The 21,733-nt window shown below is 73.4% G+C and carries 21 protein-coding genes; 8 read left to right on the top strand and 13 right to left on the bottom strand.

Annotation, left to right across the window (positions count from 1 at the left end):
• Window positions 1–207: 207 nt before the first annotated feature.
• The 7 genes from ACZ6CZ_RS13490 to ACZ6CZ_RS13460 all read right to left on the bottom strand — a co-directional run bounded on the left by ACZ6CZ_RS13490 (window position 208) and on the right by ACZ6CZ_RS13460 (window position 9,022).
• Window positions 208–1,935, bottom strand: coding sequence for a dipeptide ABC transporter ATP-binding protein (locus ACZ6CZ_RS13490; RefSeq protein ID WP_469019060.1), 1,728 nt, complete (start codon window positions 1,933–1,935; stop codon window positions 208–210).
• The gene (locus ACZ6CZ_RS13485; RefSeq protein ID WP_469019057.1) at window positions 1,932–2,930 is read right to left on the bottom strand and encodes an ABC transporter permease; all 999 of its coding nucleotides are present in this window, start codon (window positions 2,928–2,930) and stop codon (window positions 1,932–1,934) included. Before ACZ6CZ_RS13485 ends, ACZ6CZ_RS13490 begins: the two co-directional genes overlap by 4 nt.
• Window positions 2,927–3,931 carry an ABC transporter permease gene (locus tag ACZ6CZ_RS13480; protein ID WP_469019055.1) on the bottom strand — a complete coding sequence of 335 codons (1,005 nt, stop codon included), beginning with the start codon at window positions 3,929–3,931 and terminating at the stop codon, window positions 2,927–2,929. The genes ACZ6CZ_RS13485 and ACZ6CZ_RS13480 overlap by 4 nt, the downstream gene beginning before the upstream one ends.
• 4 nt (window positions 3,932–3,935) lie before the next feature.
• On the bottom strand, window positions 3,936–5,654 hold the full coding sequence (locus tag ACZ6CZ_RS13475) for an ABC transporter substrate-binding protein (RefSeq protein ID WP_469019053.1): 1,719 nt from the start codon (window positions 5,652–5,654) through the stop codon (window positions 3,936–3,938).
• A 209-nt stretch (window positions 5,655–5,863) separates the two neighbouring features.
• On the bottom strand, window positions 5,864–5,959 hold the full coding sequence (locus ACZ6CZ_RS13470; RefSeq protein ID WP_469019050.1) for an Ms4533A family Cys-rich leader peptide: 96 nt from the start codon (window positions 5,957–5,959) through the stop codon (window positions 5,864–5,866).
• Window positions 5,960–6,015: 56 nt separating this feature from the next.
• On the bottom strand, window positions 6,016–7,323 hold the full coding sequence (locus ACZ6CZ_RS13465; RefSeq protein WP_469019123.1) for a DUF3152 domain-containing protein: 1,308 nt from the start codon (window positions 7,321–7,323) through the stop codon (window positions 6,016–6,018).
• A 643-nt stretch (window positions 7,324–7,966) separates the two neighbouring features.
• Window positions 7,967–9,022, bottom strand: coding sequence for an alpha/beta fold hydrolase (locus tag ACZ6CZ_RS13460; protein ID WP_469019047.1), 1,056 nt, complete (start codon window positions 9,020–9,022; stop codon window positions 7,967–7,969).
• A 200-nt stretch (window positions 9,023–9,222) separates the two neighbouring features.
• Between ACZ6CZ_RS13460 and ACZ6CZ_RS13455 the strand changes: the two genes are divergently transcribed.
• The 4 genes from ACZ6CZ_RS13455 (at window position 9,223) to ACZ6CZ_RS13440 (ending at window position 11,120) form a co-directional block, all read left to right on the top strand.
• Window positions 9,223–9,447: a hypothetical protein gene (locus ACZ6CZ_RS13455; RefSeq protein ID WP_469019045.1), complete on the top strand. Its 225-nt coding sequence runs from the start codon at window positions 9,223–9,225 to the stop codon at window positions 9,445–9,447.
• Between the two features lie 179 nt (window positions 9,448–9,626).
• Window positions 9,627–10,268: a TetR/AcrR family transcriptional regulator gene (locus tag ACZ6CZ_RS13450; RefSeq protein ID WP_469019042.1), complete on the top strand. Its 642-nt coding sequence runs from the start codon at window positions 9,627–9,629 to the stop codon at window positions 10,266–10,268.
• Between the two features lie 171 nt (window positions 10,269–10,439).
• Window positions 10,440–10,667 (top strand): DUF3107 domain-containing protein, encoded by a 228-nt coding sequence (locus ACZ6CZ_RS13445; protein ID WP_469019039.1) that lies wholly within the window; start codon window positions 10,440–10,442, stop codon window positions 10,665–10,667.
• A 183-nt stretch (window positions 10,668–10,850) separates the two neighbouring features.
• A complete protein-coding gene (locus ACZ6CZ_RS13440) occupies window positions 10,851–11,120 on the top strand; it encodes a hypothetical protein (RefSeq protein WP_469019037.1) in 270 nt (89 codons plus the stop codon).
• Window positions 11,121–11,197: 77 nt separating this feature from the next.
• On the opposite strand, the gene ACZ6CZ_RS13435 is transcribed toward ACZ6CZ_RS13440, so the two are convergent.
• Window positions 11,198–11,944 (bottom strand): ferritin-like domain-containing protein, encoded by a 747-nt coding sequence (locus ACZ6CZ_RS13435; protein ID WP_469019035.1) that lies wholly within the window; start codon window positions 11,942–11,944, stop codon window positions 11,198–11,200.
• A 502-nt stretch (window positions 11,945–12,446) separates the two neighbouring features.
• On the opposite strand from ACZ6CZ_RS13435, the gene ACZ6CZ_RS13430 reads away from it, so the two are divergent.
• A complete protein-coding gene (locus tag ACZ6CZ_RS13430; protein ID WP_469019032.1) occupies window positions 12,447–15,038 on the top strand; it encodes a DEAD/DEAH box helicase in 2,592 nt (863 codons plus the stop codon).
• Window positions 15,039–15,174: 136 nt separating this feature from the next.
• Window positions 15,175–16,062 (top strand): alpha/beta fold hydrolase, encoded by an 888-nt coding sequence (locus tag ACZ6CZ_RS13425; RefSeq protein ID WP_469019030.1) that lies wholly within the window; start codon window positions 15,175–15,177, stop codon window positions 16,060–16,062.
• Here ACZ6CZ_RS13425 and ACZ6CZ_RS13420 read toward each other — a convergent pair.
• Window positions 16,059–16,955: an NYN domain-containing protein gene (locus tag ACZ6CZ_RS13420; RefSeq protein ID WP_469019027.1), complete on the bottom strand. Its 897-nt coding sequence runs from the start codon at window positions 16,953–16,955 to the stop codon at window positions 16,059–16,061. The two genes, ACZ6CZ_RS13425 and ACZ6CZ_RS13420, sit on opposite strands and share 4 nt — an antisense overlap.
• A 203-nt stretch (window positions 16,956–17,158) precedes the next feature.
• Here ACZ6CZ_RS13420 and ACZ6CZ_RS13415 point away from each other — a divergent pair, with 203 nt between their 5' ends.
• A complete protein-coding gene (locus ACZ6CZ_RS13415; RefSeq protein WP_360747054.1) occupies window positions 17,159–17,311 on the top strand; it encodes a hypothetical protein in 153 nt (50 codons plus the stop codon).
• Window positions 17,312–17,395: 84 nt separating this feature from the next.
• Here the strand turns inward: ACZ6CZ_RS13415 and ACZ6CZ_RS13410 are convergent, their stop codons facing one another.
• The 3 genes from ACZ6CZ_RS13410 to ACZ6CZ_RS13400 form a co-directional block, all read right to left on the bottom strand.
• Window positions 17,396–18,001, bottom strand: a complete 606-nt coding sequence (locus ACZ6CZ_RS13410; RefSeq protein WP_469019025.1) for a MarC family protein — start codon at window positions 17,999–18,001, stop codon at window positions 17,396–17,398.
• Between the two features lie 57 nt (window positions 18,002–18,058).
• Window positions 18,059–18,916, bottom strand: coding sequence for a PHP domain-containing protein (locus ACZ6CZ_RS13405; protein ID WP_469019022.1), 858 nt, complete (start codon window positions 18,914–18,916; stop codon window positions 18,059–18,061).
• A 133-nt stretch (window positions 18,917–19,049) separates the two neighbouring features.
• Window positions 19,050–19,691: a DUF6758 family protein gene (locus ACZ6CZ_RS13400; RefSeq protein ID WP_469019021.1), complete on the bottom strand. Its 642-nt coding sequence runs from the start codon at window positions 19,689–19,691 to the stop codon at window positions 19,050–19,052.
• 158 nt (window positions 19,692–19,849) lie between these two features.
• Here ACZ6CZ_RS13400 and ACZ6CZ_RS13395 point away from each other — a divergent pair, with 158 nt between their 5' ends.
• The gene (locus ACZ6CZ_RS13395) at window positions 19,850–21,073 is read left to right on the top strand and encodes an MFS transporter (RefSeq protein ID WP_469019018.1); all 1,224 of its coding nucleotides are present in this window, start codon (window positions 19,850–19,852) and stop codon (window positions 21,071–21,073) included.
• A 47-nt stretch (window positions 21,074–21,120) separates the two neighbouring features.
• Here ACZ6CZ_RS13395 and ACZ6CZ_RS13390 read toward each other — a convergent pair whose 3' ends face one another.
• Window positions 21,121–21,717: a suppressor of fused domain protein gene (locus ACZ6CZ_RS13390; protein WP_469019016.1), complete on the bottom strand. Its 597-nt coding sequence runs from the start codon at window positions 21,715–21,717 to the stop codon at window positions 21,121–21,123.
• Window positions 21,718–21,733 lie beyond the last annotated feature (16 nt).

Raw genomic sequence — 21,733 nt, 5'->3', positions numbered from 1 at the left:
ACACCCCCACCCTCCTGTTTCCCCCCCCTCCTCCCCTGGGGGGTCATCCCCCTTTCCTTGGCCGCCGGACCGGGGGAAGGAGGCGGACGCCCACGCGGGGGGCGGGACGGTCTTTTTCCCCCCCCCCCACCAGAAGGGGTGAACGCTCGTGACTTTCGCGCACGGGCGACGTTCAGTCGCGCTAAGAGATCGCCCGTGCGCGTACCGTCACGCCGGTGCGGGCTCCCGCCGGGCGGCCCGCCGCAGGGCCGCCGCCTCCGGGTCGAGCGAGGGGACGGCCGCCAGCAACTGCCGGGTGTAGGGGTCCTGCGGCGAGTCGTACACCTGGTCGGCGGGGCCGGCCTCCACGACGCGGCCGCGGCGCATCACCGCGACCCGGTCGCTGACCTGCCGTACGACGGCGAGATCGTGCGCGACGAAGACCAGTGCGAGACCGAGTTCGCGCTGCAGCTCGCCCAGCAGGGCGACCACCTGGGCCTGGGTGGTGACGTCCAGCGCGGAGACCGGCTCGTCGCAGACGATGACGCGCGGGTCGGCCGCGAGCGCCCGCGCGATGCCGACGCGCTGGCGCTGGCCACCGCTGAACTCGTGCGGATAGCGGTCGTAGTGCGCCGCGTCGAGCCCCACCCGCTCCAGCAGTTCCGTCACGCGCTCGCGGATGCGCCGCGCGTCCCGGTCGCCGCGGGCGCGCAGCGGATCGGCGATGGACTCGCCGACGCTGCGGCGGGGGTTGAGCGAGGAGACGGGGTCCTGGAAGACCATCTGGACGGCCGGGTTCACGCCGGTGTGCGGGCGCCCGGCGTAGCGGATCTCGCCGGCCGTGGGCCGGAGCAGCCCGACCAGCATGCGGCCCAGGGTCGTCTTGCCGCTGCCGCTCTCGCCGACCACACCCAGGGTCTCGCCCCGGCGGATCGCCAGGCTGACGCCGTCCACGGCCGTCACCGCCCGCTTGCCCCGCCCGAACTCCCGGCGCAGGCCGGTCGCCTCGATGACGATCTCGGCCCGCTCGCCCGCCTCCGGACCGGTGTCGCCGAGGCTCTCCCCAGCTGTACCCGATCCACCCGAGCCGCCAGAACCGCGAGAATCGCCCGAAGTTCCGGCACCGCCACCACTGCCACTGCCACTGCCACCACCACCGGCCCCCACCGGGACGGCCCGCGGTGTGTCCACGCGCGGGACCGCCGCGAGCAGGTCGCGCGTGTACCCCTCGGCGGGCGCCGCGAGCACCGTGCCGACCGGGCCCCGTTCGACGGCCCGGCCGTGCCGCATGACGAGCAGGTCGTCGACGCTCTCGGCGGCGACGCCCACGTCATGGGTGATCAGCAGCAGCCCCATGCCGGTCTCCTCGCGCAGGGTGTGCAGCAGGTCGAGGATCTGGGCCTGGACGGTCACGTCGAGGGCGGTGGTCGGCTCGTCGGCGATGAGCAGCTCCGGCTCGCAGGCCAGCGCCATGGCGATCAGCGCGCGCTGGCGCATGCCGCCGCTGAACTCGTGCGGCCGGGAACGGGCCCGGCGGGCCGCGTCCGCGATCCCCACCCGGTCCAGGACCTCGACCGCACGCGCGCGTGCGGCGCGGCGTGACGCGCGCGTGTGGACGCGGTAGACCTCGGCTATCTGGTCGCCGACGGCGTAGTACGGGTCGAGGGAGGACAGCGGGTCCTGGAAGACCATGGCGGCCGTACCACCGCGCAGCTGCCGCAGCCGCTCCTCGGAGGCCGCCGCCACGTCGGTGCCGGCGATGCGGACCGTGCCGGTGACCTGGGCCCCGGTGCCGCGGTGCAGGCCCAGCAGGGCGCCGGCGACCGTGGACTTGCCGGAGCCGGACTCGCCGACCAGGGCCAGTGCGGCGCCCCGCTCCAGCCGGAAGGACAGCGCGTCGACCGCCCGCAGGGCGCCGAACTCGACGCTCAGGTCGGTGACGTCGACCAGGCTCATGCGAGTACCACCCGTCGGTCGGCCACCGCGTACAGGACGTCCGCGACGGCGTTGGCGAGGACCACGAAGAGGCCGATGACCAGGACCATGCCGACGACCACCGGCAGGTCGACGACGTGCACGGCGTGGACCAGTTCCTGGCCGATGCCGGGCAGGCCGAAGAGGGTCTCGGTCAGCACGGCGCCGCCGACGGCCGCGCCGAAGTCGTTGGCGTTGAGGGCGATGACGGGCGCGAGGGCGCCGCGCAGGGCGTGCCGGCCGACGATGGCCCGCTCACCGACGCCGTACGAGCGGAAGGTGCGGATGTGGTCCTCCGCGAGGGTCTCCAGCATCGACGCCCGGGTCAGCCGGGCGAAGAAGGCGGCCTCGGAGAGGGCGAGGGTGAACCAGGGCAGCAGCAGGTTCCACGCCCACTGCTCGGGGTCGTCGGAGAGGGCGACGTACTGCGGGAAGGGCAGCAGTGCCAGCTGTCCGCAGACCACGATCATCAGGACCAGGCCGATGACGAAGACGGGGGTGGCGACGCCCGCGAGGGTGATGCCGGTCAGCACGCGCTCGGTGAGCCGGCCGCGCCGCCAGGCGGAGATCACGCCGGTGCCGACGCCCAGCAGCAGCCACAGCACCATGGAGCCGGCGACCAGCGACAGGCTGACCGGCAGCTTGGCCAGGATGATCCGGGTGACCTGCTGGTCACTCTGGTACGACAGCCCGAGGCAGGGCGCCGGGCAGTGCGCGACGGAGGTGCCGGTGGAGTAGTCCTGGCCGGCGAAGATGCCTTCGAGGAAGTGCCAGTAGCGCAGGTAGAGCGGGTCGTCGAGGCGCAGTTGCAGGGCGACCTGGTGCACCTGGGCGGGCGAGCAGCGGGGGCCGCAGGTGATCTGGGCGACGTTGCCGGGGGTGGCGTAGAAGACGACGTAGACGATCACCGAGATGGCCAGCAGGGTGATGACGGCGCCGGTGGCGCGGCGTGCCAGGAAGCCGCCGAAGCCGGTCATGCGGCACCTCCCGCGCTCTCCTCGCGCCCGCGGCCCGTGCCGACGCGCAGGCGGGAGGCGGCGCGGGGGTCGAGGGCGGTGCGGACGCCGTCGCCGAGGACGGTCAGCGCGAGGACGGTCACGAACAGCGCGCCGGCGGGCAGCAGCAGGTACTGCGGGGCCGCCGCGTACCAGACGTCGGCCGCGGTGAGCATCTCCCCCCAGGAGGGCGTGGGCGGCTTGACGCCGACGCCGAGGAAGGACAGGGCGGCCTCGATGGCGATGTTGCTGGGGACCATCAGGGCGGCGTAGGTGATGACCGGCGCGGCGAGGCCGGGCAGGATCTCCCGGCGGGCGATCCGCCAGGTGCCCCAGCCGCTGAGCCGGGCCGCGGCGACGTGGTCGAGGTGTTTCAGGGTGAGCGTCTGGGCGCGGGCGATCTTGGCGATGGTGCCCCAGGCGACCAGTCCGATGACCAGGGAGACCAGGACCGGGCGCGGGAAGTCGTCGGGCACGATGGCCAGCAGGGCCAGGGCCATGATCATCAGGGGCATCGCGATGATGATGTCGGTGGCCCGGCTCAGCAGCTGGTCGATCCACCGGCTGCCGAGCGCGGCCGCGACGCCCACGGTGACTCCGATGGCGACCTGGACGGCCGTCGCGGCCAGCGCGACGCCCAGGGAGACCCGGGCGCCGTAGACCAGCCGGGCGAACAGGTCGCGGCCGGTCTGCGGTTCGACGCCGAGCCAGTGGTCGGCGCCGATGCCGCCGAACGCTCCGACGGGCACGCCCCCGCGCGCGGAGTCGATCAGGGACGGGTGGTAGGTGGTGGGGTCCTGCCCTTCCAGGGCGGTGAGCAGCGGCGCGGCGAGCGCGATCAGGACGAGCAGCGCGACCACGGCCGCGGCGACGACGGCGGCGCGCCGCGCGCGCAGCCGCCGCCAGAACCTGCGGGCCCCCGAAGGCCCCGGGACGGACGCGTCCGTCCCGGGGACCTGGGAGGCGATGAGTGCCTCGGTCACGGCGTCACTTCACCGCGACCTGGGAGATGTCCAGCACGCCGGTCCAGTCGCTGATCACGATGTTCTTGACGTCCTTGCCGTACAGCCGCTTGTAGACGGGGTGGAACAGCGGCACGACGACGGCCCGTGCGGCGATCTTCTTGTCCAGCGCGCCCCACCGCTTCGCGGCCGCGTCGAGGTCGGTGAGCTTGTTGATCGCGTCGATCTCGGCGTTCACGGACGGGTCGTCGAGCAGGCCCGTGTTGAAGTTCGCACCGTCCTTGACGATCTGCCGGCCGTCGAAGATGGGGGCGAGGAAGGGACCGCCGGAGGGCCAGTCGGCTCCCCAGTGGGCGAGGAAGAAGCCGGGCTCGGTCTTGACGTTGTGGATCTTGTCGGAGTAGGCGTTCTCCTCCAGCCCCTGGAGCTTGACCGTGATGCCGGCCTTCTTGAGCGCGTCCTGGACGGCGGTCGCGATCTCCGGGCTGGTCTCGAAGTCCTTGCTGTTGGAGTGCGTCAGGGTGACGGTGATCCCGTCGGGGTGACCGGCCTGCTTCAGCAGCTGCCTGGCCTTCGCGGCGTTGCCGGTGCCGCCCGCCGGGAAGAGGTCGTAGGGGGTGTACCCGAAGGACTTCTGGTCGGGCAGGAAGGTGGTCGCGGGCTCGGCCAGCGCGGAACCGCCGGCCGCGTTGACGACCGACGAGCGGTCGAGGGCGTAGGCGATCGCCTGGCGCACCTTCACGTCGTCGAACGGCTTCACGGTCGGGTTGAACGCGATGTAGTTCGTGTAGCCGAAGTGGCCGGTGCCGACGCGCGCGGCGAGGTCCTTGTCGCCCGTCACCTTCGCCAGCTCGGCCGGGCCGAGGTTGGTGTCCGTGGTGACCGCGGCGGCGTCCGCCCCCTGGGACGCGGACAGCCGCTGGTTGATGACCGAGGAGTCCAGCCCGGAGCGGACGTCGATGGTGTCCGGGTAGGCCTTGCGCTCGGCGTCCACCGAGGCCGACCAGTGGGTGTTACGCGCCAGGACGAGGTGCTCGCCGTCGTTCTCGTTCCTGACGACCTTGTACGGCCCCGAGGAGACCGGGTGCTTCTCGTACTCGGTGCCGGTGTCCTTGGCCTTCGGCACGGGCGTGAACTGCGTCTGGGTGGCCAGGTAGGGGAACTCGCCCTCGGGCTTGTTCAGATGGAAGACGATGGTCCGGCTGTCCGGCGTCTCGATCGCGGACAGGCCCTTCTTGTCCTTGTAGGGCCCCTGGTAGCCGGCCGCGCCGACCAGCCAGTCCCTCAGGTAGGGGGCGCCGCCGGAGAGTTCGGGCGCGAAGGAGCGTTCGATGCCGTACTTGATGTCGGCCGAGGTGATGGCGGTGCCGTCCTCGTACGTGAGGCCCTTCTTCAGGGTGTACGTCCACACGGTCGCGTCCTTGTTGGGGCGCCCGGTGTCGGTGGCCAGGTCGGGGACGACCTCGGCGCCGGCCGCGCCGTTCTCGCGGTTGCGCGTGGTGAGGGTGCGGAAGACGAGGGAGGGAACGTTTCCGCCGCCGGAGGTGTAGAGGCGGGCAGGGTCGAAGTCCTGCTGCGGGTTGGCGTTCAGGACCGTGAGCGTGCCGCCCTTGTGGGGCGTGGAGTCCCCGGTGGAGGCCTTGGCATCGTTGTCCTCAGGCCCGCAGGCGGCGACGCCCGCTGCCACGACGAGGCCGACGGATGCCGCTGCCAGGCGGCGGGCGGTGAGGGACGGTTGACGCATCGGGATGACGACCTCTCGGGAGGGCTGGCCAGGTTGTTCTCGAATCGCGAGACAACATGACGAGGAATGAGACGGGACTGGGCGGACGTCCGCCCGGCGCCGGGTCGTCGAGGAATCCGTGAGGAGGCCGCCGGCGGAGCCGGAGGGATCACGGAGGAGTCACACGGGGAAGCGGTGAACAGTCGCGACGCGTACGCCGGAGGGCGGTGTCAGCGACAGTGGATGTCGGCCACGCAGAGCGCGGTCACGCCGAGGAGCGCCAGCTCGATGGCGGCGCTGTTCGTGACGGCAGGACGGGACCACATGCGCAGAAATATGAACGAACTCGCTGCTCATGTCAATGTGACCTAAGGGGCCGGCGTCAACTCCTCGGATACGGCCAGGGGTTGGGCAGGCAGTGGATTCCGTCGTGGTCGAGGAACTTGGTCTGCTGCTGCATGACGGGCGCCAGCTCGCCGTCCTTGTCGCAGGTGACGTGGCCGTGGCCGAGCCGGTGGCCGACCTCGTGGTTGATCAGCATCTGCCGGTAGGCGTAGATCTTGTCCCCGTAGGTCGTGCTGCCCTGGGCCCAGCGGTAGGCGTTGATCATCACCCGCTCGGTGGAGGCGGAGTCGCAGGAGACGTTGTCCTCGGTGGTGTCCAGGCCGGACTTGGCGCACCAGACGGCGGTGGTGCCGGGGCTGGCCAGCGTGATCACGAAGTCGGGCCTGCCGGAGTCGACGCGCTCGAAGGTACGGACGCCGCCGTGGGCCCAGCTGCGGCTGTCGTTGAGCGTGCGCTGCACCGCCTTCGCGAACAGCTCGCCGTCGAGGCCGAGCCCCCGTTCGACGTCGACGCGGTAGGTGTACGTGCGGCCCTTGCCCGGCGCCTCGTCGGTCCCGGGGACCACGTCGAACTTCCCCGAGCCCTTGAGTTTCGCGCCGAGCGGGTACGTGCGGTCCATCCGCTGCGCGTACGTCAGCGCCGCCACGCTCGGCGAGGCGGACGGCGTGGTCCGGCCGTCCCCGCGCGAGGCGGCGTCCCGGCCGGCCCGCGTCTGACCGGCGGCGGACCCGGACCGTACGGCGGTGCCGTCGTCGTCGGCGACCTGCCCGGCGACGACGACCGCGAGCACGGTGGTGACGGCCGCCGCGGCGATGCCCGCGAAGGCCCGCCCCTTGGCACTCGTCCGCGACGCCGGCTCACCGGTCGGCGGCTCGTCGTCGGCGGCACCGGGGGCGTACGACTCCGGCGTCCGGGCCGGCGGCACCCTGAGACCGGTCGCGCCGCTCGCTCCGCCCGCGGCCGGTGCCCCGGGCCGTGGGGTGCGGATGTCACCGTCCCCGTCGAAGGCGTCCAGGTATTCCTGCCTGGGCCGGTCGAGCCCGGCGTGCCGCTGCCGCCGCCGCTGCCCGGGCACAGCCGCTCCGGTTCCGGCTCCGGTTCCGGCTCCGGCTCCGGCTCCGGCTCCGGCTCCGGCTCCGGGATTCTCCGCGCTCACCCCTGCGTCACGGCGCCCGGACTCTCCCCAGGCGCCGCCGGGCTCCCGCTGCTCGGGATGCCCGCCCCGCGCCTCCGGGCCCCGGCGCGCGGAAGCAGCGTCGCCGAACCGCGGCCCACCGTGGGCGGGAGTCCCGTCGGGGAACCGGGGCACACCCTGCGCCGGGGCGCCGTCGGGAAGCCTGGGCACACCGCGCGCGGGAGTACCGCCGGGGAACCGGGGCACGCCGCGAGCCGGGGTGCCGTCCGGAAGCCCGGGCACACCCTGCGCCGGGGCGCCGTCGGGAAGCCTGGACACACCGCGCGCGGGAGTGCCGCCGGGGAATCGCGGGACACCGTGGGCCGGGGTGCCGTCCGGCAGGCGCGGGCCGCTCTGGCCGGGGGTGCCCCCGCCCTGGGGACGTGGCGCCCCGCGCGCGGGTGTCTCCCCGGGGAAACGCGGCGAGCCCTGGGCGGGCGCACCGGCCCCGGAACGCGTCGTGCCCCGGGCGGGCGTGCCGCCACCGGTGCGCGGCGTGCCCTGCGTCGGCGCGCCGCCGCCCCCGGAGCGCGGCATCCCTCCCCCGGGCGCACCGCCCTGGAGCGGCTTCCGCTGCCTCGGCAACGCGGCCCCGCCGGACGGGGCGTCCGAGCCCCGGTCCCCGGCCTCGCTCCGGCCCTGGGCCTGGGCCTGGTCCCGACCCTCGGCCTGGATGCGGCGCCGGCCCCAGGTGCGCTCCCGGGGATGCCGGCGCTCGGAGTCCTGTGCCCGCTCCTGCGGCCGTGCGGCCGGTATGTCGCCGGAGTCGTCCTCGGCGGACGGTCCCCGGCGGCTGTGGCGTCCCACGCAGTCCTCAGCTCCCCGCGCCCGTGACGGCGGTGTCGTCTCCCGCGGCCGTGACGCCGCCTCCCCCGGATCCGGCCGCCGCGGTCTCCGCGACCGCCGACGCCGGCAACTCACCATTGTCCACGAGAAGTCGGCGGAAGGCGTCGGCCACCACGTCCGGATACTCCATCATCGCCACGTGCCCCGCGTCCGGCAGGGACAGCAGGCGGGAGTCGCGGAAGGCGCGGGCGGCCCGCTGGGCCATGCGGTAGCCGACGAGCTGGTCGCGGCCGCCGTAGACCAGGAGGGTCGGGGCCAGGACGCGCTCGGCCTGGCGCCACAGCCCGTGCTGTCCGCCGAGGGTGTAGGCGTTGACCACCCCGCGCGCGGAGCGTGCCATCGCGTCCCAGAAGTACGGCAGCCGCATCCGCCGCTCCAGCTCCGCCACGGCGTCCTCGAACTCCTCGGGCGTCACCCGCCCGGGGTCGCCCCAGCACAGGGACATGACACCGCGCACGCGCTGCTCGGCCGTCCACTGCCGGGTGAGCCGGGTGAAGAGGGCGGCCACGCCGGGCAGGCCGAGCAGGCCGGTCGGCACCGCCGAGCGCTGCACGCGCAGCTCCGGCAGGGCCGGCGAGACCAGGGTGAGCGAGCGGACCAGGTCGGGGCGGACGGCCGCGACGCGCGTGGCGACCGCGCCGCCGAGCGAGTTGCCGAACAGGTGCACCGGACCGCGCCCGGAGGCGTCGAGATAGCGGATGACCGCGCGCGCGTGCCCGGTGACGGAGTAGTCGCCGTCGTCCGGCGGCGGTGAGTCGCCGAAGCCGGGCAGGTCGACCGCCTCGCCGTCGACGGTCCCCTCCAGCCGCGCCATCAGCAGCGACCAGTTCTGCGAGGAGCCGCCGAGCCCGTGGACGTACAGCGCGGGCGGCAGGCCCTGGCGTGCGGGCGGCCGGAACCGGACCGTCAGGGTGACGCCCGGCAGTCCCACCGTCCTCAGCCGCTCGCCCTCCGCCACCCTGACGGGCGCCACCCGGGGAAGAACACTGGCCGGTGCGACGGATGGCGACTCGGTCGAAGACATGCGGCAATGTTACGAGACGATCACGTACTGGCTCATGTGTTCGCCGTCACAGATTGAACCCGCGCGAGGGGCCAACACCACAGCGGACGGCCGCTCATGGCATGGCGTCCGGATCAGCCGTCTCCTAGGCTCGTACAGAGGGCACCCGCACTGTGGCCCCTGTCAGGACCGGGGGACGTTCGGAGGAAAGGGAGCCCATCATGGCCTACGAACCCACTGAACCCGAGGCGATCGAGGACCTGGAGGACTCCGGAACGCCGGAGATCGACGTAGAGGCCCCGGAGAACGACGCGGCGGAGCAGCTCGCCGACGTCACGCCGGACCGCGACGACCCGCTCAGCACGGTGGACCCCGCGCGCGGGAACGAGGCGGATCTGGTCGAACAGGCACGGGTCGTCTCGCTCGACGAGGACGACTACCGGTGACGGCGGCCGCGCCGCGGGCGCGGCGGTAAGGGGCACGGCGACCCCTTTCGGCACTCCGCGCGGTTGTCGTCGCCGTCCGGTACGTGAAATTCTGCGCTCGCACCGCGCACACCACGGTTACCGAAAAGTACGATGGCCGCGCGGCACACACCGCACCGTGGACGACTTTGGGAGGCGGCGTGACAGCCATCGAGCAGACCGAGGCAGCACGCCCGCGTGGCACCAGGCTGCCGCGCCGAGCCCGACGGAACCAGCTGCTGGGCGCCGCCCAGGAGGTGTTCGTCGCGCAGGGCTACCACGCGGCGGCGATGGACGACATCGCCGAGCGTGCCGGCGTCAGCAAGCCGGTGCTCTACCAGCACTTCCCCGGCAAGCTCGACCTCTACCTCGCGCTGCTGGACCAGCACTGCGAGTCGCTGATCCAGTCGGTGCGCGGCGCGCTCGCCTCGACGACCGACAACAAGCAGCGGGTGCGGGCGACGATGGACGCCTACTTCGCCTACGTGGAGGACGACGGCGGGGCCTTCCGGCTGGTCTTCGAGTCCGACCTGACGAACGAGCCGGCGGTGCGCGAGCGCGTCGACAAGGTGACCACGGAGTGCGCGGAGGCGATCTGCGAGGTCATCGCCGAGGACACCGGCCTGTCCCGGGCGGAGTCGATGCTGCTGGCCTCGGGCCTCGGCGGGCTCGCGCAGGTCGTGGCGCGCTCCTGGCTGCACAGCGACCGCAGCGTCCCGCGCGACCAGGCGGTGCAGCTGCTGGCCTCGCTGGCCTGGCGGGGCATCGCCGGCTTCCCGCTGCACGGCACCGACCACCACTGAGCCCCTGCCCCGCCGAGGGCGGTTCAACCCCGGCGGGCGCGCGGCTGTTCCCGTCCGCTGTTCGCTCGTGGCGTGCTCGCGCCGAGCGTGTAGGTCCCCTCACCGGGCTAATGTGTGCTGGGTACGGCGCGGAAGGCCGCGCACTTCACTGACCGTCGGAGGGACAAAGCCGTGGAGGTCAAGATCGGCGTGCAGCACGCGCCTCGCGAGATCGTTCTGGAGAGCGGTCAGAGCAGCGAGGAGATCGAGCGCGTGGTGGCCGAGGCGCTGGCCGGAAAGTCGCAGCTGCTGAGCCTCGAGGACGAGCGCGGCCGCAAGGTGCTCGTCCCGTCGGACCGCCTGGCATACGTCGAGCTGGGCGAGCCGACGGTGCGCAAGGTGGGTTTCACCGCGCTGTAGCGGAGCACCCGGACGGAGTACGGAGAGGGGCCCGGCGGCTGTATGCCGCCGGGCCCCTTCCCATGCGGGCGGCCTTCACATCCGGCACACGGGTCGCGCACAGAGGAGGGTTGCATTCCGCAGGTCACGGGTATGACGGGCTATGACCGTGAAGCGCACGCCGGCCGTGGGAGGGAATCGCACATGCTCTTGGAGATCCTCGGATCCGCGCTGCTCGGCGTCGCGTTCGCCTGGGTGGCGGTGCAGCGCCTGTCGCACCGGCTGCCCGCCCGCCCCCTGGTGTTCTCGACGGGCGTCGCCGGAGCCCTCTTCGGTGACTTCGTCACGCACAGCGCGCTGGACACCGGCACCGTCCTGCTGAGCCTGCTCGGCGCGGCGGCCGTCTCCTCGGCGTCGCTGTCCCTGCTGCTGCGCCCCGACCGGCGGCTGCGCCGCCGCTCCGCCCCGGCCTGACCGGTCCCGATCGGCGGGGCCGGGGCACGGGGCGGCGAGCCACCGGCGCGCCGCAAGGGCCGCGCCCGGGCCGATTCCTAGGCCGCGAGCCCCAGGGCCGCCATCCGCTTGGTGTGCGCTTCGGTGATCCGGGAGAACATCCGGCCGACCTCCGCGAGGTCGAAGCCGTCCGCCACCCCGCCGACGAGCATGGTCGACAGCGCGTCCCGGTCGGCGACGACCCGCTGGGACTGCGACAGGGCCTCGCCCATCAGCCGCCGCGCCCACAGGGCGAGCCGCCCGCCCACCCGCGGGTCGGCGTCGATCGCCGCGCGCACCTTCTCCACCGCGAACCCGGCGTGCCCGGTGTCGTCCAGGACGGCGAGCACCAGCTCACGGGTGTCGGTGTCGAGGCGGGCGGCGACCTCCCGGTAGAAGTCGCTGGCGATCGAGTCGCCGACGTAGGCCTTGACCAGGCCCTCCAGCCAGTCCGAGGGCGCCGTCTGCCGGTGGAAGCCGTCGAGGGCCGCCACGAACGGTTCCATCGCCTTGGTCGGCTCCTCGCCGATCTCCGTCAGCCGGTCGCGCAGCCGCTCGAAGTGGTGGAACTCGGCCGACGCCATCTTCGCCAGCTCCGCCTTGTCCGCCAGCGTCGGCGCCAGCTTGGCGTCCTCCGCGAGCCGCTCGAACGCCGCCAGCTCCCCGTACGCCAGCGCGCCGAGCAGGTCCACGACCGCGGCGTGGTACTGCGGCTCGGCGGCGGCCCGCGCCCAGTCCTGCGCGGCGACGCCGGTGTGCTCGGCGGTGGCGGCGGGTGCGTTGTCAGGCTTGTCTGAGCTAGTCATGAGGCGCACAATAGCCCGCTGATCGCAGCCCGTAAGCCTCTGGTCAAGCAGTGTGACCACGACTACGTGACCGGATCGGCCATCACATGTGCGCGATTCCGGGGTATGGTGGTAGTGCGCCTGCTGAGTACGTGGATTTTTCTGACGTACGCCGACAGGCCGCATGCATGAGGATGCCCGGTCGGTGGCCCGATCGGCTCCGACCCGACAGCCCTCCCGAACCGTACGGCACTGTGCGTACGTCGACCGGAGGGGATCCTCAGCGGTACGAGCGCTAGAGCGTCGGCAGAGGTCCCGTGCCAAACGGCTTGCCCCAGTGGTTCGCCCGTACGGCGGCCGACGTCCCCCGGCACGGTCCGACACGACCCCCGCGCTCGCCTCGCACCGCCCACACAGAAGAGGCAGCACCCTGACTACGACGTTTAGAGATCTCGGAATCCTTCCCGAGACCGCTGAGGCCCTCGAAGCCGTCGGCATCACCAGTCCCTTCCCCATCCAGGAGATGACGCTCCCCGTAGCCCTCTCCGGCTCGGACGTCATCGGCCAGGCCAAGACCGGCACCGGCAAGACGCTCGGCTTCGGCCTGCCGCTCCTGGAGCGCGTGACCGTCCCCGCCGACGTCGAGGCCGGCCGCGCCCGCCCCGAGTTGCTCACCGACGCCCCGCAGGCGCTCGTCGTGGTACCCACCCGCGAGCTGTGCACGCAGGTCACCAACGACCTGCTGACCGCGGGCAAGGTACGCAACGTGCGCGTGCTGGCGATCTACGGCGGCCGGGCCTACGAGCCCCAGGTCGAGGCGCTGAAGAAGGGCGTCGACGTGATCGTCGGCACCCCCGGCCGGCTGCTGGACCTCGCGGGCCAGAAGAAGCTCGACCTGAAGCACATCCGGAGCCTGGTCCTCGACGAGGCCGACGAGATGCTCGACCTGGGCTTCCTGCCCGACGTCGAGAAGATCATCAACATGCTTCCGGCCAAGCGCCAGACCATGCTGTTCTCGGCCACCATGCCGGGCGCGGTCATCGGCCTGGCCCGCCGCTACATGTCGCAGCCCACGCACATCCGCGCCACCGCGCCGGACGACACGGGCGCGACGGTCGCGAACATCAAGCAGTTCGTCTACCGCGCGCACTCCATGGACAAGCCGGAGATGATCGCCCGCATCCTGCAGGCCGAGGGCCGCGGACTGGCGATGATCTTCTGCCGCACCAAGCGCACCGCCGCCGACATCGCCGAGCAGCTGCAGACCCGCGGCTTCGCCTCCGGCGCGGTCCACGGCGACCTCGGCCAGGGCGCCCGCGAACAGGCGCTGCGCGCCTTCCGCAACGGCAAGGTCGACGTGCTGGTCTGCACCGACGTGGCCGCGCGCGGCATCGACGTCGAGGGCGTGACCCACGTCATCAACTACCAGTCCCCCGAGGACGAGAAGACCTACCTGCACCGCGTGGGCCGCACGGGCCGCGCGGGCGCCAAGGGCACGGCGATCACGTTCGTCGACTGGGACGACATCCCGCGCTGGCAGCTGATCAACAAGGCGCTGGAACTGGGCTTCCCGGAGCCCGTGGAGACGTACTCCACGTCCCCGCACTTCTTCAGCGAGCTGGGCATCCCCGCGGGCACCAAGGGCGTTCTGCCGCGCTCCGAGCGCACGCGCGCCGGTCTGGCGGCGGAGGAGGTCGAGGACCTCGGCGAGACCGGCGGCCGCGGTGCGCGTGGCCGTGGTGACCGCGACGACCGCGGTGGCCGGGGCGGACGCGGCGGCCGGGGCGGTCGCGAGGAGGCCCCCGCCGCCGAGCGCGAGCGTCCGGCGCGTACGCCGCGCCGTCGCCGCCGTACCCGTAACGGCACCCCGCTGGACGCCGCGCCCGCCGCGACGCCCGTCGAGTCCGCCTCCCCGGCCGCCGAGGCCGCTACGGCCGAGGACGCCACGGCACCCCGCTCCCTGCGCCGCCGTCGCCGCACGCGCGGTGCGGCGCAGTCCGAGCCGGTGGCCGCCGCCGGGGTGACCGCGAGCCCGCAGGCCCCGAGCCCGGAGGCCGTGGTGGAGACGGCGGAGGGTCCGGCAGCGCCGGACGCCCCCGAGAAGTCGCGTCGCCGCCGCACCCGCAGGCCGGCGGAGACCACGCCGGCCGAGGTCGCGCCGGCCGAGGTCGCGGCCGAGCCCGCCGCGCAGGCCGCGCCGGCGCCGGAGACCACGCCGCGTCGCCGCACCCGCAAGGCGGCGGTGCCCGCGCAGGCCGCCGAGGCGGCCGAAGCGGTGGCCGACACCGCCGAGGCCACCGAGGCCAAGCCCCGCCGCACCCGCAAGGCAGCGGCCAGGACGGCCGAACCGGCCGCCGACACCGCCGTCACCACCGCCGAAGGCACCGCACCGGCCGAGGCCAAGCCGCGCCGCACCCGCAAGACCGCGGCTGCCGCCCCGGCCGCCGAGGCCGCGGTCGACACCGCCGAAGCCGTCGAGGCGAAGCCGCGTCGCCGCACCCGCAAGGCGGCGGAGCCGGCCCAGGCCGCCGAGGCGGCCGAAGCGGTGGCCGACACCGCCGAGGCCACCGAGGCCAAGCCCCGCCGCACCCGCAAGGCAGCGGCCAAGACGGCCGAACCGGCCGCCGACACCGCCGTCACCACCGCCGAAGGCACCGCACCGGCCGAGGCCAAGCCGCGCCGCACCCGCAAGACCGCGGCCGCCGCCCCGGAGACGACGGATGCGGAGCCCGCGGTGGCGGCCAAGCCGCGCCGGACCCGCAAGACGGCTGCGGCCGCCGAGAGCGCCGTCGACACGGCCGAGGCCGTCGAGGCCAAGCCCCGCCGCACCCGCAAGACCGCGGCCGCCGCCGCTGACGCCGCGGTGGACGCGGTGGACGGGGCGGTGACGCCCAAGCCGCGCCGGGCCCGCAAGGCCGCCGCCGTCGCCGAGGCCGCCGCCCCGGAGATCCCGGCGCAGGCCACGGACGAGCCCGAGGCCAAGCCGAAGCGCCGTGCGCCGCGCAAGGCCGCCGCGACGCCCGCCGTCGAGGAGACGGCCGGTGACACGGAGGCCAAGCCGAGGGTTCGCCGGGCCCGGAAGGCGACCGCGGCCGTGGAGGCCACGGACGCCTGATCCGGCGACCGCCCCCGTCCCGTCCGGACGGCCGCGGAGCAGCACCCCGACGGCCCGGCCCACCTCGTGTGGGACCGGGCCGCCGGCGTTCCCGCCCCGGCGGGGCTCCACCGCGTCCGCCCGGTAGCCTCTGCCCATGAGCAGGCCCGCCACCTTCGTCCCGCCCCCGGGTGCCCGGGCGTACCGGCTGCGCACCGCGCGGGGGGAGTTCGCCGTCGTCGACGCGCCGGTCGCCGCGGGCGCCGAACCCCGGGGTGTCGCGCTGCTGGTGCCGGGGTTCACCGGCAGCAAGGAGGACTTCAACCCGCTGCACGTGCCGCTGGCCGAGCGCGGATACCGGACCGTGGCCGTGGACGGGCGCGGGCAGTACGAGACCGACGGCCCCGAGCGGGACGAGTCGCCGTACGCGCAGGAGGAGCTGGCGCGGGACGTGCTGGCGCAGACGGAGGCGCTCGGTGAGCGGGTGCATCTGCTGGGGCACTCGCTGGGCGGCCACCTCTCCCGTGCCGCCGTGCTCCTCGACCCCTCGCCCTTCCGCTCCCTCACCCTCATGTCGTCGGGGCCGGCCCGGATCTCCGTCTCCCAGCAGCAGCGGGTGAAGCTGCTGCGGGACGCGCTCGGCGTGATGACGATGGCGCAGGTGTGGGCCACCATCCAGGCCATGGAGGCGCCGGAGGAGACGGAGACCGGCGCGCTGGACGCCGGCCTGGACGACCAGGACGACCTGCGCCGCCGCTGGCTCGGCACCCGTCCCGCCCAGCTCATCGCCACCGGACGGCAGCTGTGCGTCGAGCCGGACCGCGTCGCCGAACTCGCCGCGCTGGGCCTGCCGTGCCATGTGCTGTCGGGTGCGCGGGACGACACCTGGCCGGTGCCGCTGCTGGACGAGATGGCCCTGCGGCTGGGCGCGCACCGGACGGTCGTCGCGGGCGCCGAGCACTCCCCCAACACCGACCGGCCGCCGGCGACCGCCGCCGCGCTGGCCGACTTCTGGGACCGGGTCGCACAGGACCGACCGGCTTAGAACAGCGCCCGCAGGTGCTCCCAGAAGCCGTCCCGCAGGGCGCGGCGCAGGTCGGCCTGCCCGCGCAGGGAGTACTGGAGCAGTCCCTCGGCCTCCACGAGGAGGTCCTGGTCGACCGAGCCGGGGAGGTAGGGGTGGCCGGGGAGCAGGTCCACGAGCGCCTCGCGGCCCCGGGCGGCCAGCCACTTCGCCGCGATCTGGGCGCCGACGAAGCGGACGTCGTCGCGGGTGGGCCGGCTGGTCGCGGGGTCGTACGCGGGCAGGCCGGTGCGCCGGGAGACGTAGGGCTTGAAGAACTCCAGGTCGAAGGTGCGCTGGCTGTCGACCTCCCAGAGCAGCGGCTCGGCCTGGTTGCGGCCCTCTGGGGCCTCGATGCCCCAGAGGTGGACGCGGGCCCCGTAGCCCTGGGCCGCCTCCACCGCCGACACCAGGTCCTCGTCGCCGCCGAGCAGGGCCGCGTCGCTGATGGCGCGGTGGCGGGCGAGGGACTCGAGGTCGGAGCGGATCAGTGAGTCGACGCCCTTCTGCTGGTTGTTGGCGTTGAGGTTGCCGAGGCGGACCTTGACGTCGGGCAGTTCGGCGACCGACTGCTGCTCGGCGGTGTGGATGCGGCGGCGGGCGCCGTCGTACCAGTAGACCCGCAGCAGCCTGCTGTCGGCGAAGATCGTGCGGGCGCGGTCGATGAGAGCCTCGATCAGTCCCTCGGCGTCGAGGTCGAAGGCGCGGCGGTCCTCCGTCCCGGCGACGAGCCGGCCCGCGGCGGCGTAGAGGTAGCCCGCGTCGACGAAGATCGCGTGGGTGGAGGGCGTCTTCGCCACTTCGGCGAGCATGCGGGTGAGCAGCTCGTTCGTGTGGTCGATGCGGGCGTGGAGGGCCGCGAGGTCGTCGTTCATCGCCGTCATTGTCCCGGCGCTCGCGCAGCGGGCACAACCGTTGCCGGCCGGTTCCGGCACAGCCACTTACCGCTCAGTAATTAGACGTTCGAAAAATTTATTTAGCGTAGGGAATGTTTGTAACACGCAGCCCGTTGACTACGTACGTAAGCAGGACACCAGTAGTTCTCCGCAGGAGGATGACCAGACGAAGGGAGAAGCCCTTGCGCTTCGAAATCATGCGACTCGACGAGGTCGACGGCACCACCGTGGACACCACCGTCGTGGACGCCGCCTCCGTCAACCGGATCGTGCAGCAGGCTGCCGCCATAGGGCAGCGGCTGTGGATCCGTCCGGCCGAGACCTCGGCCTCATAACGCGCGGATCACCGCAGAAGCTCGCCGCGGGAGCCGGTCCACCACCGGACCGGCTCCCCCGGACGGACACCGCGGCGCGCAGGCTCAGCCGCCCCGCACGACCTGGGTCACCCCGTTGATGATCTGCTGCACGGCGATCGCGGAGAGCATCATGCCCGCGAGCCGTGTCACCAGCACCACTCCGCCGTCCTTGATGACCCGGATGATCAGCAGCGAGTAGCGCATCACCAGCCACAGCACGACATGGATCGCGAGGATCGCGGACCACACCGACACCTGCGTGGACAGGCTGCCGGCCTTCTGCACGGCCAGGATCACGGAGACGATCGCCCCCGGCCCCGCGAGCAGCGGCATGCCGAGCGGGACGAGCGCGACGTTGACGTCCTTGGTCTGCTTCGGCTCGTCCGTCTTGCCGGTGAGCAGGTCCAGCGCGATCAACAGCAGCAGCAGTCCGCCCGCGATCATCAGCGCGGGGACGGAGACGTGCAGGTAGTCCAGGATCTGATGCCCCAGGACGCCGAAGACGGCGATGACCCCGCCCGCCACGCAGACGGCCTGGAACGCCATCCGCTTCTGCACCTTGGCGGGCCGCCCGGCGGTCAGGGCGAGGAAGATCGGGGTGATCCCGGGGGGGTCCATGATGACGAAGAGGGTCAGGAACAGGGAGCCGAAGACGGCGAGGTCGAACATGGGTGTGGCAGGCCTTGCGAGAGAGGTGCGGACGTGCGGAGGGACGGATGCCTGGACTCAGGCTCCGCCGGCGCCCGGCACCGGGAAGGCGCCCGTCGCCCGCCGCGTGATCTCCCCGTAGACCTCGGGGTCGGTGGTGTACTCACCGAGCGGGACCGTCTTACGGCTGCCGTGGTAGTCGGAGGACCCGGTGACCAGCAGGCCCAGCTCGGCGGCGAGCCCGCGCAGTCGTGCGCGGGTGTCGGCGTCGTGGTCGAGGTGGTCGACCTCGATGCCGTCCAGGCCGGCCGCGGCCATCTCGGCGATCGCCGGCTCCGGCACCGTGCGGCCGCGCTTGGCGGCGCCCGGGTGCGCGAAGACGCACACCCCGCCCGCGCCCTTCACCAGCCGGATCAGCTCGAACGGGTCGGTCTCGTGCTTCGCCACGTAGGCGCGGCCGCCGTCCGCCAGCCACTGGTCGGTGAACGCGTCGCTCACGGTGTCGACCACGCCCAGTTCCACCAGCGCGGAGGCGACGTGCGGGCGCCCGACCGAGCCGTCCCCGGCGATGCGCGCGACCTGCTCCCAGGTGACCGGGACGCCCAGCCCGTTCAGCTTGGCGATCATGCCCTTGGCCCGCGGTACCCGGTCGTCCCGGACCAGTTCGCGCTCGGCGAGCAGCGCCGGCTCCTCGGGGTCGAACAGGTAGGCCAGCATGTGCATGCTCACGCCGTCGATCCGGCACGACAGTTCGGCGCCGGTGACCAGGGTGAGCCCCTCGGGCAGTGCGGCAAGGGCCTCGGCGTGGCCGCGGGTGGTGTCGTGGTCGGTCAGCGCGACGACGTCCAGGCCGCACGCGGCGGCGTTGCGCACCAGCTCGGCCGGGGTGTCCGTGCCGTCGGAGGCCGTGGAGTGGCAGTGCAGGTCGATGCGCACGCGGGCTCCAGGCGGGTGACGGACGGAGGGGACTCCTAAGGATAACGGGAGCGGCGGCATGCCCCGTCACACCCGCAGCGCCCCGGCGCCCCCTACACCCCGGCGTCCCCCGCACCCCGCCGGTATCCGGCCGTCACGGCCCCAGCAGCCGCGGGGACAGCGCCCCGCACGGCACCAGGTCCAGCTCCGCGCCCGCGTCCCGCAGATCCGTCAGCACCAGCTCGTCGTACATCAGCAGCCCGGACTGCTCGGGCCAGACCACGGCCCACAGCCACAGCCCGCACGCCTCGCCGGCGAACACGGCGCGGTCGTCGGGGCCGGCGGTGACGTGCCACAGCGGCGTCGGCCGGCCGGCTGCGAGCAGCTTGGCCTGGGCGGGTTTGCCGACGTCCATGTACGGCCCGGGGTCGGGACCGTCGACCCCGGCGTAGCGCGCGCCGAGGCCGACGCCGAGCTCCTCGGCCACCAGGATCAGCTCGCCCATTCCGCCGAGCGGTCCCGGGCCGGTGCAGGCCACGGCGGAGGCGCGGCCGCCGCTGCGGTCGTCGCCGGCGCTGGCCACGCCCGTGAACAGCCAGCCGACCGGCAGGGGCCACGGCATCCACACCGGCACCTGGGTGCGATGCACCACCACGCTGAGAGCCTCGACGCTGGGCGGGATCACGGGCTGGACCGGATGCACGGTCCCGTGCACATCACATTGCCAGGAATCGGCGAAGAGTCCGGGAGCCCTGACCCGGCCACCACACTTCGGGCAACTGGGTTCGCCCCTCATAGGGCTCCACGGTCCTACCCCGCTCGCGTCACGTCAAGGACGATCACCCGTCCGGCGGGACGGGCCTGTCGCGAGAATTTACGTGTAGCTTGCATTAATTAGGTCGCCTAACTTAGTATGTGTATATTGCAACCACCGATTCGGACGGGAGAACTCAAGTGGACCCCCTCGACGCGGGAGCCGGCGGCATCCTCCGGCAGCCCAAGGCGGTCTGGGCGACGGCCGGTGCCTCCGTCGTCGCCTTCATGGGCATCGGCCTGGTCGACCCGATCCTGCCGTCCATCGCGCAGGGCCTGCACGCCTCCGCCGGCCAGGTCTCCCTGCTGTTCACCTCGTACTTCCTGATCACCGCCGTCGCGATGCTGCTCACCGGTGTCGTCTCCAGCCGCATCGGCGGCCGCAAGACCCTGCTGCTCGGCCTCGCCCTCGTGGTGGTCTTCGCCGGGCTCGCCGGAACCTCGGGCACGGTCGGCCAGCTCGTCGGCTTCCGGGCCGGCTGGGGCCTCGGCAACGCCCTGTTCGTCTCCACCGCGCTGGCGGTCATCGTCGGCGCGGCGGCCGGCGGCAGCGCGGCGGCGATCCTCCTCTACGAGTCCGCCCTCGGCCTCGGCATGGCCTGCGGCCCGCTGCTGGGCGCCGTGCTCGGCGACCTCAGCTGGCGCTACCCGTTCTTCGGCACCGCCTCGCTGATGGCGGTCGGCTTCCTGTGCATCACGGCCTTCCTCAAGGAGCAGCCCAGGCCCGCCCGCAGGACCTCCGTGCTCGACCCGCTCCGGGCGCTCCGGCACGGCGGCCTGGCCTCGGCGGCGGTCTCCGCGTTCTTCTACAACTACACGTTCTTCACCGTGCTGGCCTTCACGCCGTTCGTGCTGGACATGACCCCCTACAAGTCGGGCGCGGTGTTCTTCGCCTGGGGCCTGCTGCTCGCCGTCTTCTCGGTGCTCGTGGCGCCCCGGATGCAGGAGCGGTTCGGCTCGCTGAAGGTGCTGGGCGGCTCGCTGCTGCTGCTCGCCGCCGACGTGCTCGTCCTCGGCTACGGCGGCCACACCGCGGCGGTCGTCTGCACGATCCTGTCAGGTGCCTTCATCGGTGTGAACAACACCGTCTACACCGAGCTGGCGCTCGGCGTGTCGGACGCGCCGCGCCCGGTGGCGAGCGCGGGTTACAACTTCGTGCGCTGGTTCGCGGCCGCCGCGGCGCCGTACTTCGCGCCGAAGATCGAGGAGTGGACCGACGTCCACGTCCCGTTCGTGGTCGCGGCCGTCACCGCGGTCCTGGGCGCGCTGGTCGTCGTCGTGCGGCGCCGCTCCCTCACCCGGGAGGCGGCCGAACTCCAGCCGCGGCACGCCACCGAGGACGGGGTCACGGTCTTCGCCGGCTGACGGTCACCGTCGTCGACCGGCCGGCGAAGAGGCGGCGGCGGGCCGGTTCACCCCAGCGGGACGGACGCGCGAGCGGGATGGCGCAGGTCCGTCCCGTTCGCCAGCCAGCGCTCCTGGAGCGCCTGGGCGCCGTGCACACGCTTCCAGGCGGCCTCGTTCGGGGTCATCGGCAGCAGCGGCAGGAACCGTACGGGGTCCATCGGCTCGTCGAGTTCGAGGTCGGCCACCAGACCGCCCGGCTCGCCGACCAGCACCGAGGTGAAGGGAGCGCCGGGCCACAGCGGGCCGCCCACGTCCAGCGAGGCGCCGGGAGCCACCACCACACCCTCCACCTGCGGGGAGGCGGCCAGTACGGCCAGCGGGCGCAGCACCTCGCCGGTGTCGGCCAGGCCCGCGCGGACGGACAGGACCAGCTCGGCGCGCGGGCCCCGGACGGGGTCGGCGAGCATCGCGGTGGGGTCGGTCATGGGGTGCGCGGACATGCCGAGCGTGGCGTACCGGACGACGGCCCCCTCCTGGTCGGCGTCGCGGAAGCGGAGCACCTCGATGCGGTCCGCGCCGAGGAAGGTGACCGCGGCGCGGGCGTCCGGTTCGCCCAGCGCCGTGCTCAACCGCGCCTCGACCAGAGGAAGAACATCAACCATGCGGTGAGCATAGAAC

The organism is Streptomyces sp. NPDC041135, assembly GCF_055592085.1.
Note: the sequence above shows the minus strand (reverse complement) of the source record. Positions and strands in the feature narration are given on the sequence as shown.